Below are 12,507 nucleotides of genomic sequence, written 5' to 3' on the forward strand. Positions count from 1 at the left end.
TCGTGAATCGGGGTGGATGAAGTGGCCATAGTGATGAAGGAGGCAGGCTAAGTGAGGCACACCTGCGAACAGGGAATCAGAATAACAGCCCAGCCCGGTCGGTATCCTGTGGGGATGATCATCGGAATCGAGACCGGCGGCACCAAGGTGGTGATGGCAGCGGCCGAAGTCGGCAACCCCGAGCATCCGGTCACACTGTCGACGGTTCCGACCACCTCGCCCACAGAGACCCTCGAGAAGATCGCCGGCTTCATCGCTGAGAACTCCCCCGGGGGAGCACCCAGTGCAATCGGTGTGGCCTCATTCGGCCCGCTCGACACGCGTCTGGACTCCTCCACCTACGGCCGCATACTGTCGACCCCGAAGCACGGCTGGTCGAACGTCGACATCGTCGGCTCCCTCACAGCGCGTTTCACGGCGCCGATCGGGCTGGTCACCGACGTGACGGGTGCCGTCATCGGCGAACACCGCTGGGGTTCTGGCCGCGGCCACGACGACGTCGCCTACCTCACCGTAGGCACGGGAATCGGGGTCGGCGCCATCGTGCACGGCCGCATCCATGCCGGCACCGGTTACCCTGAGGTCGCCCACGTGCTGGTTCGCCGTCACCCCGCCGACACGTTCGCCGGGGTCTGCCGCTTTCACGGCGACTGTGTCGAGGGTCTGGCTTCGGGGCCGGCAATCCACGCGCGCTGGGGCACCGACGCGTCGTCGCTGGCACCGGATGATCGGTCACTCGCCCTCGAAATGGAGGCGTTCTACCTCGGCCAGCTCCTCGCGACGATCTACTACACACTCGGCTCGAGGCTCGTGGTCTTCGGTGGCGGCGTCTCGAAATCCCCCGGATTGCCGGGACTCGTCGCCGAAACGGCAAATGCGCTCATCGGTTTCGACTACCTGGCAGAGTCAGGGGACGGCCCGCTCGTTGTGGTCAGCCCTTCGCTGGGAGACCTTTCGGGCGTGACCGGCGCACTGACGCTCGCGCAGTCGCTGCTGTGAATCCCTGTCAGCCATGAGTTTCACGGTGCTGGCCCTCGTGGTGTTGGTCGGGCTGCTCGGCCCACTGTTGGCCGCGCGCTCGTCATGGCGTATTCCTGTGGTGGTCGGTGAGCTCACCGGCGGGCTCATCATCGGGCTCTCCGGGTTCAACCTTGTGGACCCCTCGAGCATCGATTTCCATCTCCTGGCCACCATCGGTTTCGGGCTCACGATGGTCATCGTAGGCTCTCAAATTCCCGTCGCCGACGCCGCAGTTCGCGCGCTGGTGCCGAAGGGGTTGCTCGGCGCCGCGGCGGTCGGAGTCGCGGCGGCGGCTCTGGGTGTGGCTATCGCTGCTCTCTTCGGAACGGGTCACGCCGCTCTCTATGCCGTCGTTCTCGCGTCATCATCAGCGGCTCTGGTGCTCCCGATGCTGCAGTCAGTGGGCATGCGAAGAAGTTCCGTCACGCAACTCGTCGCCCAGATCGCCATCGCCGATGTCGCGTGCATCGTTGTTTTGCCCCTGGTCGTGGCTCCCGACCGCGCACCTGAAGCGGCAATCGGCGCGCTCGTCATCGCGGCGGCCGCCATCGTGCTCGTGGTCGTTCTTCGCAGGCTGTCACACACCGACCTCCGCCGCCGACTGCACCGGTTCTCCGAGCGCCGCCGGTTCGCCCTGGAACTGAGGTTCAGCCTTCTTGCGCTCTTCACCTTCGCAGCGATCGCGCAGTTCGCCACGCTCTCGATCATGCTGGCCGGATTCGCCTTCGGCCTGGTGCTCGCAGCGGGCGGCGAACCCCGCAGGCTCGCCCGCCAGCTCTTCGGAATCACCGAGGGCTTCTTCGGCCCGCTGTTCTTCGTTTGGCTGGGAGCGTCACTCGACCTCCGCACGCTGGCCGGGCATCCTCAGATGATTCTGCTGGGTGCCGCTCTCGGGCTCTCGGCCGTCGTTGCCCATCTCGCGAGCCGGGTCGCACGGTTGCCGTGGTCGCAATCGGTTGCATCAGCCGGGCAGCTGGGTGTACCCGTGGCTGCCGTGACGCTGGCACTGCAGTCGGGCTCGCTGGCTGCAGGTGAGGATGCTGCGATCATCCTCGGCGCACTGGTCACCATCGCCACCTCCGCTCTTGCGACAAGCTCCATCGCGCGAAAGCTGGTGACCAGAACAGGCCCGACGGTGGGTCGCTAGCGCGAGATCTGCTGAAGCGCCCAGGAGTTGCCGTCGGGGTCACTGAAATACGCGTACCGCACTCCACCGCCCATATCGCTCACCTCAGAAACGTCGACCCCGTTGGCGAGGAGGGTCTGGCGGGCCAGGTCGACGTCGTCGACGACCAGATGCAGGCTTTGCACCGGGGCCGCCGAAGGGTCGACGAAGCCGACCCCGATGGCGATGGAGCAGGACGAACCGGGCGGGGTCAATTGCACGACCCGCATGCCGTTCCCCGGCTCGACATCGTGGTCGAGGACGAAGCCGACTCGATCGATGTAGAACGCCTTGCTGCGCTCGACATCGGTGGAGGGTAAGGGAATCAATTCGAGTCGCATTTCCACGATGTTCTCCGTTGTCTGAAAGCTTTGTCGTTCAGCTTGATCAAGAGCCACCGTACCCCCTAGCCTCAGAGTCAGATGGTTCCGGTGCCCCACCAGAACACAACATTTCCAATGGAGGAACCCATGGCATCCGGGCCCGTCGAGATACTCACCGTCGTCTTTCCAGGCAGCAATTTCTCAGGGCTGATCGTGCCTGAGTTGCAGAAGCTCGTCGAGAGCGAGACCATCACGATCATCGATGGGCTGATCGTGCACATCGATGAAGATGGCACTGAGTCGTTCGCCGAATTCGACGAAATCAGTGCTGACAGCGATGAATCCACCCTGAGTGGGCTCCTCGAACGCGTTGACGGACTCATCTCCGACGACGACGTGCACGAACTGCTCACCGGGCTTGAGCCGAACACCACTGCAGCAGTGCTCGTCTTCGAGCACACCTGGGCGAAGGGGCTTCGCGACGCGGTTGTCGGTTCAGGCGGCATTCTGCTTGACAGCACCCGGGTACCCGGGCCGGTTGTCGATGAAGTACTTTCCGCACTCGCGGAACTCGAAGAACTCGAAGTCGAAGGAGAGTAAGACCATGCGACGTATGGGACGCCCCGGTCTGTTCGGAACAATGGCACGCACGGCCGTCATCGCAGGAACCGCCACGGCGGTCTCCGGCAATGTACGCAACAGGCAGCAGGCTGGCGCGCAGTCGGCAGCCCAGCAGCAGGAGATGGCAGCCGCGCAGCAGCAGGCTGCGATCGACGCTGCCGCCCAGCAGGCTGTTGCGCAGCAGGCCGCCGCCGCGCAGGCCGCACCCGCAGCACCGGCTGCGGCACCCGCGGATGACCTCCTCACGCAGCTGGCGCGACTCGGCCAGATGAACCAGGCCGGGCTGATCAGTGACGCAGAATTCACTGCGGCGAAGGCCAAACTGCTCGGTATCTAGCACTGCTCGGTATCTAGCAGCCAGACCGCAGCACTCACGCGACGGTGATGACTCCCATCATGCCGCCGTCTTCGTGGTCGAGAATGTGGCAGTGGTAGACCGATGTGCCGGTGAAGTCCTCAAAGGCGATTCGAACGCGAACGCGGGATTTCGCCGGCACATTCACCACGTCGCGCCAGACTGGTTCGGTCTCGGTCGTGCCGCCGGTTGAGAGCAACTGCATCGGCCAGACGTGCAGGTGAAAAGGGTGATCCATCGTGCTCGTGTTGACGAGCATCCACTCTTCGATCGCCCCTCGAGCGACGGACTGGTCGACGCGATTCGGGTCGAAGGTCGTGCCGTCGATGGTGAACTGCATCATTCCGCCACCACCCATGCCCATGCCTGCGGCGCCCATTGCGAGCGTGAGAGTGCGTGAGCCTGTCAGCGTCTCGGTTCTCAGGTCCCGGAGCGGGAGGGGCGCGGGGCTGAGTGTGGCTGTCTGCGGAACGGTCGCCCTCTCCCCCGACACACGCAGGCGTGCCAGTGTGACCACGCTCGTGCTGCGCGGATTGCCGACCATCATGCTGCCTGCAGAACCGCGGTCGACCGGAATCGCGAGAAGGTTGACGGCGCCGGCGGGCATCGTGACGAGCACGTCTGCACGAGCTCCAGGTACCAGATCGATTGCCGAAACCTGGCGCGGCTCGGCGAGTCGCGAGCCGTCGTTGCCCTGCAGCGAGATGGTCGCCCCTGCGAGGGTCAGCGAGAGGTACCTCGAGGTGCAGGCATTGACCACGTACCAGCGTTCGATGTCTCCCGGTTTCGCGTCGAGCACAGGAGCGACCTGGCCGTTCACCAGCATGATCTGGCCCTCGCGCCCCGCCATGCGATCCATCTGAGTGGTCACGGCGACTTCTCCGGAGGAATCGAAGGTGATGTCCGAGATGACGAGCAGACGCTCGCGTGTCACAGCGATGTGGTCATCGCGCTCGACGCGAATCACGCCGTAGAGCCCCGCGAACACCTGTTCTGCCGTCATGCCGTGGTGATGCGGGTGGTACCAGAAGGCGCCCGCCGGATGATCGTCGGGAATCTGGTACTCGTAGTCGGCCGTCGTCGCCGTATCCACCTGGCGAAAGACGTTGTCACTCGATCCCTCCGGCGAGACATGAAGCCCGTGGGTATGCAGGTTGGTCGGCTCGCCGAGGCTGTTGACGAGCGAGATCTTCACCGTGTCTCCCGGCCGAACGACCAGGGTCGGCCCGGGGAGGCTCCCGTTGTAGGTCATCGCCGAAACTGTCGTGCCCCCGACATCGATACGCGAGCGCGATGCAGACAGAGCAACGTCGAGCAGACCTGAGACACTTCGCAGAACGGGCGGCTCGGTGAAGGCAGCGCCACCGGTCGACGCAGTGACGGGTGCGGCGTTGTTCAACCCATCCCAGATCAAGCCGGTGCCGCCGGTCACGACCAACGCGGCACCGACTCCGCCCAGGGTGAGGAAGGTCCGCCGACTGACAGCGGCCATCAGCGCACGCTCTGCTCTGGTTGCTGGCCCGGTAGCTCTGGTTGCTGGCCCGGTAGCTCTGGCGACTTGCCCAGGCTTTCTGACTGGATGCCCCGCTCCAGCCGGCCGCGAGAGAGAACCAGGCCGCAGACTGCGATCACTATCAGTGCGAGTCCGACCACCACCAGCGATCCGAAGAGAATCGCCCAGTTCATCACGAACACGCTGCCTGACATCATCGGGCCGACCACTGCATCCCTACGCTTCTGGTTCGCCGCCCTCGATCAGCGCCGTTCCACACTCAGTCCTTCGAAGCGCGAGCCAGTCGACCCGCATCCGCCTCCACTGTTGCTGACAGACGCCCGGTCAGGAAGGGTCGTTGGTCCTGCTGTCTTCACGAGCACCGTCTGGTGCAGCCCCAGACGTCACCGTCTCGACCACCGGTTCGACCATCGGTTCGACAACAGTCGTGTGTCGACCTGCCCGCTGTGCAGCCTCGAGCGCCTCGGCCTCTTCTCCGCCGATCGCTTCACCGCGGGCGATGAGCCCGGCCTGGTCGGAGAGCGGGATCTGCTTCAGGAACAGCGCGAGCACGAATGCCAGGCCGATGAACGGCAGGAGGTACCAGAACACCGGTGCGAGCGCGTCGGCGTAGGCGGTCACCACGCCGAGGTGGATCTCCGGCGGCAGGGAGTTCAGGGTCTGCGGGTCGATGCTCGCGGTCGCGTTGGCTGCGTCGGTGGCGCTGGCGCCGGCATCGGTGAACACGGCTTTGAGGTTGTCGGTCAACCGCGTGGTGAAGATCGTTCCGAACACTGCCGTGCCGAGGGCAGCACCCACCTCACGGAAGTAGTTGTTCGTACTCGTCGCTGTTCCGACCATCTTCGCGTCGACCGAGTTCTGTACAACGAGCACCACGACCTGCATGATCAGGCCGAGACCGGCGCCGAAGAAGAACAGGAACACGCAGATCAGCCAGATCGGTGTCGTCGCTGTGAGCGTGGTCATGGCGACCATCGCGCCCCCGGTGACGATCGTGCCGAGGATGGGGTAGATGCGGTACCGGCCGGTGCGGGTGATCAGCTGCCCGGAGAGGATCGACGTGCCGATCAGACCCACCATCATCGGCAGCAGCAACAGCCCCGACACAGCGGCAGAAGTACCCGACGACATCTGCAGGAACGTCGGTACGAAGCCGATCGCCGCGAACATGCCGAGACCGATCGTCAGACCGATCGCGGTCGCATTCACGAAGATCGGGTTCCTGAAGAGAGACAACGGGATGATCGGATCTTTCGCCTTCGACTCGACCAGCACGAACAGCAGCGCCGAGAGCACCATGCCGACCCCGATCATCCAGGTCTCGATCGCACCCCAGCCATGGGCACGGTCACCGCCGAAGTCGGTGAAGAAGATCAGGCACGTGGTGAACGCCGAGAGCAGCACCACGCCGAGAATGTCGATCGGGGCCGTCGCCTTCTTGTTGGGGAGGGTGAGCGTGAACCAGGCGACGGCGAACGCGGCAATGCCCACCGGGATGTTGATGTAGAACGCCCACTGCCAGGTGAGGTGATCGACGAAGAAGCCACCCAGTAGGGGCCCGCCCACCGCGGAGAGACCGAAGATCGCGCCGAGGGGGCCGAGGTATTTGCCTCGCTCAGAGGCGGGGACGATATCAGCGATGATCGCCTGCGAGAGGATCATGAGCCCGCCACCGCCGAGGCCCTGGATGGCGCGGAACACGATGAGCTGGGTGAAGTCGCCGGCCAGCGCGCAGCCGAGCGAGGCGACCGTGAACAACGCGATCGCGATCAGGAACAGGCGACGCCTGCCGAGAACGTCACCGAACTTGCCGTAGATCGGCATCACGATGGTCGTCGCGAGCAGGTACGCGGTGGTCAGCCAGACCTGGTGCTCCACACCGCCGAGCTGGCCCACGATCGTCGGCATTGCGGTCGAGACGATCGTCTGGTCGAGGCTCGACAGCAGCATGCCGGCAATCAGGGCGGCGAAGATGATCCAGATCCGGCGCTGCGTGAGCAGGAGCGGCGCCTCGGTCTTGATGGCGGTCACAGTCATTCCTTTCGGGGCGGAGCTGACGAGAGTCGGGTTTGATCTGTTGTGAGTACGCTCCGGTAGGCCGTCAGTGCTTCGTTGATGATCTCGGAGAATTCCCGGGTGTTCGACGGGTCGAAGAGCTCTTCACCGGCCGAGCGCAGCAGGGTCGACAGAATGCTGACAACGGCACGAGCGTGCGGGTCGTCTGGAGACACGCCCTCGCGTTCGGCGATGAATGCGGCTGCCTGGCGGTCGCGTTCGCGCGAGATACCGATGAAGCGCACCATCAGGTGAGGCTCCCGCTCGAGGGCGAGCCAGAACACGGTGTGCTCGGCCGCCACCAAGTCAGATGACTCGACGTGCTGCACGATCAGCGCGATGAGGTCGTCGATGACCGCAGGCCAACCGTGCGAGCCCAATGCCAGGAAGTCCGAGGCGAACTGCTGGGCCTCCTCTTCGGGGTCGACACCGATGACCGCGTCTTCCTTCGTTGCGAAGTAGTTGAAGAACGTGCGCCGGGAGACATCGACCTGCTCACATACTTCTTCGATCGTGAATCCCGCGAGCCCACGTTCTGCCGTCAGCCGCCGGGTGACCGACGTCAGGCTCGAGGCGGTCTCCTGCTTGCGACGCTCTCGCCGACCAATAGTTGCACCATCTTGCATGAAGTGTATTTTTACACCATCTGAACATCGGTGCAAATTCCGGCACGCCCTTCGTTCGGCCGTGAATTACCTCTTTTGGCAAGATCTACAGATCTTTCGCGTCCCGACCCGTACCAAATGCGCAACGGATTGCCCAAGATGGAAATATAACCCGTAGATCAAAGGTGATGACATGAGAACAACGACTCCCTGGGAAACGAAGACAAGCTGGGGCACGGCGCGGCCGACCAAGACCGAGTGCCTCATCGAGGCATGCGCAGTTGAAGCGGACTGTGTGGTGACGGTCGAATCAGAAGGCCTGCGGCTGCGCTACGCAGCATGCTCCGAACACGGTTACGACATCAGCTGGGGCCTCGTCGAGGTCGCCCCTTCGCCTCTCAACCGAGGGCTGATCGGCCTGGGCTGATCAGCAGGGACCTTCGGCCCACACGAACACGACAGGAAGCCTAGAGTGTTCGACATGAGCACCATTGTGAGCGAACCAGCAGACCTGATCGACGTCGATTCCCTGCTCAGCCAGCCAGAGCGCGAACTACGCCGTTCTGTCCGCGCCTTCGTCGATTCTGAGATCAGACCGCATATCGCGGGCTGGTATGACTCAGCCGAGTTCCCGCGGAGCCTCATCCCACAGATGGCCGAACTCGGGCTGCTCGGCATGCACCTGCATGGCTATGGATGCGCCGGCCGGTCAGCGGTCGAGTACGGGCTCGCGGCCCTCGAACTCGACGCGGGTGACTCGGGCATCCGCACTTTCGTCAGCGTTCAGGGCTCCCTCTCGATGAGCGCGATCCACAAGTTCGGTTCAGAGGAACAGAAGCAGGAATGGCTGCCCCAGATGGCAGCAGGTACTGCCATCGGCTGTTTCGGTCTCACCGAGCCGAATTCCGGCTCCGACCCCGGCAGCATGACGACATTCGCCGCGCGCGATGGCGACGACTGGGTGCTCAACGGTTCGAAACGATGGATCGGGCTCGCGTCCATCGCCTCGGTCGCCATCGTCTGGGCGATGACCGATGACGGAGTGCGGGGATTCGTCGTACCGACGTCGACACCCGGGTTCGAAGCGACCGCGATCACGCAGAAGCTCTCGATGCGGGCATCCATTCAGTGTGATGTCGAATTGACCGACGTGCGGCTCCCCGCATCAGCGATGCTTCCGGATGCCCGTGGCCTGCGTGCGCCGTTCGAGTGCCTGAACGAGGCGCGCTACGGCATCATCTGGGGCGTGATGGGGGCGGCGCGCGACAGCTACCTTGCGGCCCTCGATTACTCGGCACAACGTGTACCGTTCGGCAAGCCGCTCTCTGCATACCAACTCACGCAGGAGAAGCTGGTGAACATGGCGCTCGAGATCAACAAGGGCACGCTTCTCGCCCTGCACCTCGGTCGCCTCAAAGACGCCGGAAACCTCCAACCGCACCAGATATCGGTCGGCAAGCTGAACAACTGTCGCGAGGCCATAACCGTCTGCCGCGAGGCGCGAAGCATGCTCGGCGGCAACGGGATCACGCTCGACTACTCACCACTTCGCCACGCGAACAACCTGGAGAGCGTTCGCACGTACGAAGGCACCGACGAAGTGCACACCCTCATCATCGGCAATCACGTGACGGGTATCGCCGCGTTTCGCTGAACAGGCTGCGAATCGACGTGGTGCGAGCTATTCCGACACGGGAAGGATGACTCCCACCGGCTGTCGTTTCTCCGCCTGGAAGCGATCCTCGGTTCGTCCCGCCGCCCAGTACCCCGACAGTGAGAGTTCCGATCGCAGCACGCCGCGCTGCTTGAACAGATCTCTCATCTGCTTCATTGTGCCGCGCTCGCCGTGCGCGAAGATCTGGGGCCGGCCGGGTAGCCATTCGGCATCATCGACTGCCTCGACCAGATTCTGGTTCTGCCCGCGCAGAACCCAGCGCACAGCGATGTTCGGTGGTGCGTCGAGAGCCAGAATGTCTGCTTCGTCGACGGCCTCGATGAACACCAGGCCCACAGCTGCCCGATGAAGCGAATCCAGGGCAGAGGCTATGGCGGGAAGCGCCGAGAGATCCCCGACGAAGAGGTGCCACTCAGCTGCCGGATCTGGTGCATAACTCCCGCTTGGGCCGCTGAACGTCAGTTGGTGGCCGGGTTCAGCGGCAGCAGCCCAGGGACCAGCCAGTCCATCGTCGCCGTGCACGACGAAGTCGATCGAGATCGTCTGTGCGACGGGATCGACTGCCCTCACGGTGTAGGTGCGAGTGACGGGAAGATCGGTGGGGGCGAGAGTCGCCTGCAGAGCCGGCATGTCGAAGGGCGGTACGAGCCCGAGCTCCGCCTTGGCGAAGTAGATCTTCACATAGCTGTCAGTGAATTCGTTGGCCAGAAAATCGTCGAAATTCTCGCCGCCGAGCACGACTCTCACCAGATGAGGGCCGAGGTTTTCTTTGCGCTGCACCGTGAGGGTGATCTGCCTCCGGGCCGGTCGACTAGGCGAGACAGTCATCTGCACACCTTACCCCTGGCGGGCGCGATCTCGGTCATATTGGCCGGTCAGCGGCGACACCGACCGCGACCACGATCGCCTGGGACACGACCCGGTGATTCACGCAGGCTTGCAGGGGTTTCCAAGACAACGAAGCGATCAGTTGACACGGGTCGATGTCAGAGTCGTAATCTTTGTAGTGAAGGGGTTATTTACCCGAAATATCCTGCAGCACCTTGCGCGCAAGGCGCATGAACTCCCGGGTCGCCGGAGAGATCGCCGCATTTCGGCGGGTGACGAAAACGTAGAACGCGAGCGAGGCGATGGCGACAGGCCGGGATGCCCGCCCCTCGTCGAGCGAGACATAGACGACGGTGAGGGTGAACACCGGCGAGGCCAGCCGCAGCTCCCGTTCCGCCAGCGGCCTTATGCAACCGCGCTGGTGAGGTGGGCATTGCCGCGGTTCGCTGAGCGAGCACCGACGACTTCGAAAGGACTCATCGGTGCCCTAGCCTGTGGGTGGGGAACTCGATAACGGCGCGTCGAGGAGCACATCTCCGTTCTCTGCGCTGTGACCATCGGAGATTGCCATGAGCCCGCGAACCGGCCGCAGACGCCCTCTCTTCGAAATGGCCCGCTTCATCGGCGCCGTGGGGGCGGTGACGTTGGTCGTCGTGGGGGTTTCGGCTACCGCGGCAACGGCCGCACCCCCTGTGGCTCCCGGGACTACGGACTACTTCAGCACTTTGACATCCACCGCCGTATTTTCGCCATCGGGAACCTGGGCTGTACCGCTGGGAGTCACCTCCGTCGAGGTGAGCGTCATCGGTGCGCCTGGCGCAGGCGCCACTGCACAGAGCGCCGCGGGAGGGCACGGGTCCGTTGTCACCGGAGACCTCGCGGTCTCGCCGGGGCAGGTTCTGACCCGGCAGGTCGGCACCGCAGGAAGCAGTATCGATGGGTCGGGTGGAACAGGCTACGGGGCGGGCGGCGCAGGCTCGAACAACTGCGGAGCATTCGCTGGCGGCGGTGGCGGTTCCTCTGCGCTCTTCGCAGACGGCATCGTTGCGGTTGTCGCAGCCGGCGGTGGTGGTGGCGGTTTTCAGGATCCGGAGCGAACCGATGCCGGAGTCGGCGGTGACGCTGACCTCGACAATGCCGGCAGCGGGGAAGCAACGCCGGGATCCCTCGGGCGCAGCGGTTCTGCCGACGGCGGCGACGGCAATGCGGGGTCAGCCTGCGTCGGTGGCGGTGGCGGCGGCGGGGGTGGCCCTGTGAGTGATTCGGCCTTATCAGGCGGGGGAACCGGCGGCGGCGCGGGTAGTCCGTTCGTCGGATCAGGCGGCGGAGGCGGAGGGGGCGTGAGCTTCCACGCTGCCGATCTGACGAACGCGACTGTGGCACCTGACATCACCCACCCGAATGGGGTGGGCGATCCCGGTGTGACCGTGAGCTTCAGGATGCGCGTCACGGTACCGACGGCGGTGACGGTGACGAGCATCCTGAACCCGCCGGTCGGTGGCCTCCCCAGCATCACTGTTTCCGGCTGCGCACTCGGAGCAGACCAGTCATTAGCACGGATCGAGACGACGGTCGAATATTTCGTCTCCGGGCTGCCGTTCCAGACCTCCATCGAACTGCAACGCGGCGGGCCCGCCACCGCGGGCGTGCTCAGCATCTCGTTCGAATCGACAATTGAATGGTTCCGGGCACACGGTACCCCGCCCGATGCGGAGATCATGCTGTCCGTCTCATGCCCAGAGATGTTCGACCCGGTGACCGTCGTCATCCCGCACGGCGGCGACATCGGCGCATCACTGCCCGTGACCCCGACACCGGTATCCACTCCGTCGGCGACCCCGGTTGATTCACCCTCGGCAGCTCCCGCCGCGGCGGCCGCGACGCTTGCGAACACGGGAGCAGGGCTCGCTTCCCCGCTCGGGGCACTTCTGGCGGGGGCTCTCCTCCTCGTTTCAGGAGCCCTGGCGCTGGTTGTACCCTCTCGCAGACGGCGACACGCCCAGCCTTCCCCCCGGCGATGAAGGGGGCTACAGTGGGCGTCAACACGGTCCATCGACGCTCACGGAGAGGTGACGACGATCATGGAAGAAGACACTGCCGGCAGAGGGACTGTCGCTGACATCGATCACGGACTCACCCAGCCGTTGACCAGCTCCCAACTCGAGATGCTGACGCTCCCCACTCGGCACAGTCCCGATCTCGCCCGGGCAAACGACCACCTGGAACACCTTCTCGACCGGCCCGAATACACGGGCGACGAGCGCGGGAGCTACTCCCGCAGCAGCTCCGGCTCGAACGTCACCTGACGTAGAGTATGGCCGCCCTTTTCGAGCAGCGTGACGACCGT

At 64.3% G+C, this 12,507-nt stretch carries 15 protein-coding genes; 8 read left to right on the forward strand and 7 right to left on the reverse strand.

Translation table 11 applies throughout. The features are described from left to right. The first annotated feature begins 114 nt into the window (after positions 1 to 114). Positions 115 to 999, forward strand: coding sequence for an ROK family protein (locus KPL76_RS01530; protein ID WP_216334583.1), 885 nt, complete (start codon positions 115 to 117; stop codon positions 997 to 999). A 13-nt stretch (positions 1,000 to 1,012) separates the two neighbouring features. After that, entirely contained in the window at positions 1,013 to 2,167 is a 1,155-nt protein-coding gene (locus tag KPL76_RS01535) for a cation:proton antiporter (RefSeq protein WP_216334584.1), read from the forward strand. Here the strand turns inward: KPL76_RS01535 and KPL76_RS01540 are convergent. Beyond that, a complete protein-coding gene (locus tag KPL76_RS01540; protein WP_371733919.1) occupies positions 2,164 to 2,526 on the reverse strand; it encodes a VOC family protein in 363 nt (120 codons plus the stop codon). The genes KPL76_RS01535 and KPL76_RS01540 overlap by 4 nt on opposite strands. A gap of 129 nt (positions 2,527 to 2,655) precedes the next feature. Here KPL76_RS01540 and KPL76_RS01545 point away from each other — a divergent pair, with 129 nt between their 5' ends. Next, positions 2,656 to 3,108, forward strand: a complete 453-nt coding sequence (locus tag KPL76_RS01545) for a DUF6325 family protein (protein WP_216334586.1) — start codon at positions 2,656 to 2,658, stop codon at positions 3,106 to 3,108. A 4-nt stretch (positions 3,109 to 3,112) separates the two neighbouring features. Beyond that, on the forward strand, positions 3,113 to 3,466 hold the full coding sequence (locus tag KPL76_RS01550) for an SHOCT domain-containing protein (RefSeq protein WP_371733920.1): 354 nt from the start codon (positions 3,113 to 3,115) through the stop codon (positions 3,464 to 3,466). 34 nt (positions 3,467 to 3,500) lie between these two features. On the opposite strand, the gene KPL76_RS01555 is transcribed toward KPL76_RS01550, so the two are convergent. The 4 genes from KPL76_RS01555 to KPL76_RS01570 all read right to left on the reverse strand — a co-directional run bounded on the left by KPL76_RS01555 (position 3,501) and on the right by KPL76_RS01570 (position 7,678). Continuing rightward, positions 3,501 to 4,976: a multicopper oxidase family protein gene (locus KPL76_RS01555; protein WP_216334587.1), complete on the reverse strand. Its 1,476-nt coding sequence runs from the start codon at positions 4,974 to 4,976 to the stop codon at positions 3,501 to 3,503. Further along, on the reverse strand, positions 4,976 to 5,194 hold the full coding sequence (locus tag KPL76_RS01560; RefSeq protein WP_216334588.1) for a hypothetical protein: 219 nt from the start codon (positions 5,192 to 5,194) through the stop codon (positions 4,976 to 4,978). Before KPL76_RS01560 ends, KPL76_RS01555 begins: the two co-directional genes overlap by 1 nt. Positions 5,195 to 5,321: 127 nt before the next feature. Then, complete coding sequence (locus KPL76_RS01565; protein WP_216334589.1) at positions 5,322 to 7,034, reverse strand: MDR family MFS transporter; 1,713 nt, start codon at positions 7,032 to 7,034, stop codon at positions 5,322 to 5,324. Further along, positions 7,031 to 7,678, reverse strand: a complete 648-nt coding sequence (locus KPL76_RS01570) for a TetR/AcrR family transcriptional regulator (RefSeq protein ID WP_216334590.1) — start codon at positions 7,676 to 7,678, stop codon at positions 7,031 to 7,033. Before KPL76_RS01570 ends, KPL76_RS01565 begins: the two co-directional genes overlap by 4 nt. Positions 7,679 to 7,850: 172 nt before the next feature. Here KPL76_RS01570 and KPL76_RS01575 point away from each other — a divergent pair, with 172 nt between their 5' ends. Together KPL76_RS01575 and KPL76_RS01580 are read left to right on the forward strand one after the other, a co-directional pair. Next, entirely contained in the window at positions 7,851 to 8,084 is a 234-nt protein-coding gene (locus KPL76_RS01575; RefSeq protein ID WP_216334591.1) for a hypothetical protein, read from the forward strand. A 54-nt stretch (positions 8,085 to 8,138) separates the two neighbouring features. Further along, positions 8,139 to 9,311, forward strand: a complete 1,173-nt coding sequence (locus KPL76_RS01580) for an acyl-CoA dehydrogenase family protein (RefSeq protein ID WP_216334592.1) — start codon at positions 8,139 to 8,141, stop codon at positions 9,309 to 9,311. A gap of 27 nt (positions 9,312 to 9,338) precedes the next feature. On the opposite strand, the gene KPL76_RS01585 is transcribed toward KPL76_RS01580, so the two are convergent. Then, positions 9,339 to 10,160: a siderophore-interacting protein gene (locus KPL76_RS01585; RefSeq protein WP_216334593.1), complete on the reverse strand. Its 822-nt coding sequence runs from the start codon at positions 10,158 to 10,160 to the stop codon at positions 9,339 to 9,341. Positions 10,161 to 10,347: 187 nt separating this feature from the next. Next, a complete protein-coding gene (locus KPL76_RS01590) occupies positions 10,348 to 10,527 on the reverse strand; it encodes a hypothetical protein (RefSeq protein WP_216334594.1) in 180 nt (59 codons plus the stop codon). Positions 10,528 to 10,729: 202 nt separating this feature from the next. Here KPL76_RS01590 and KPL76_RS01595 point away from each other — a divergent pair, with 202 nt between their 5' ends. Both KPL76_RS01595 and KPL76_RS01600 read left to right on the forward strand, forming a co-directional pair. Next, positions 10,730 to 12,181, forward strand: a complete 1,452-nt coding sequence (locus KPL76_RS01595) for a hypothetical protein (protein WP_216334595.1) — start codon at positions 10,730 to 10,732, stop codon at positions 12,179 to 12,181. 60 nt (positions 12,182 to 12,241) lie between these two features. Continuing rightward, on the forward strand, positions 12,242 to 12,466 hold the full coding sequence (locus KPL76_RS01600; RefSeq protein ID WP_216334596.1) for a hypothetical protein: 225 nt from the start codon (positions 12,242 to 12,244) through the stop codon (positions 12,464 to 12,466). Positions 12,467 to 12,507 lie beyond the last annotated feature (41 nt).

The sequence above is a fragment of the Subtercola sp. PAMC28395 genome, from assembly GCF_018889995.1.
Taxonomy (GTDB): domain Bacteria; phylum Actinomycetota; class Actinomycetes; order Actinomycetales; family Microbacteriaceae; genus Subtercola.

Bases quoted from the DNA above. Each gene is read 5' to 3' on its own strand.
- KPL76_RS01585 (WP_216334593.1), bottom strand. From the start codon at position 10,160: ATGACTGTCTCGCCTAGTCGACCGGCCCGGAGGCAGATCACCCTCACG.
- KPL76_RS01575 (WP_216334591.1), top strand. From the start codon at position 7,851: ATGAGAACAACGACTCCCTGGGAAACGAAGACAAGCTGGGGCACGGCG.
- KPL76_RS01600 (WP_216334596.1), top strand. From the start codon at position 12,242: ATGGAAGAAGACACTGCCGGCAGAGGGACTGTCGCTGACATCGATCAC.
- KPL76_RS01595 (WP_216334595.1), top strand. From the start codon at position 10,730: ATGAGCCCGCGAACCGGCCGCAGACGCCCTCTCTTCGAAATGGCCCGC.
- KPL76_RS01545 (WP_216334586.1), top strand. From the start codon at position 2,656: ATGGCATCCGGGCCCGTCGAGATACTCACCGTCGTCTTTCCAGGCAGC.
- KPL76_RS01570 (WP_216334590.1), bottom strand. From the start codon at position 7,678: ATGCAAGATGGTGCAACTATTGGTCGGCGAGAGCGTCGCAAGCAGGAG.
- KPL76_RS01565 (WP_216334589.1), bottom strand. From the start codon at position 7,034: ATGACTGTGACCGCCATCAAGACCGAGGCGCCGCTCCTGCTCACGCAG.
- KPL76_RS01580 (WP_216334592.1), top strand. From the start codon at position 8,139: ATGAGCACCATTGTGAGCGAACCAGCAGACCTGATCGACGTCGATTCC.
- KPL76_RS01550 (WP_371733920.1), top strand. From the start codon at position 3,113: ATGCGACGTATGGGACGCCCCGGTCTGTTCGGAACAATGGCACGCACG.
- KPL76_RS01555 (WP_216334587.1), bottom strand. From the start codon at position 4,976: ATGGCCGCTGTCAGTCGGCGGACCTTCCTCACCCTGGGCGGAGTCGGT.
- KPL76_RS01560 (WP_216334588.1), bottom strand. From the start codon at position 5,194: ATGATGTCAGGCAGCGTGTTCGTGATGAACTGGGCGATTCTCTTCGGA.
- KPL76_RS01535 (WP_216334584.1), top strand. From the start codon at position 1,013: ATGAGTTTCACGGTGCTGGCCCTCGTGGTGTTGGTCGGGCTGCTCGGC.
- KPL76_RS01540 (WP_371733919.1), bottom strand. From the start codon at position 2,526: ATGCGACTCGAATTGATTCCCTTACCCTCCACCGATGTCGAGCGCAGC.
- KPL76_RS01530 (WP_216334583.1), top strand. From the start codon at position 115: ATGATCATCGGAATCGAGACCGGCGGCACCAAGGTGGTGATGGCAGCG.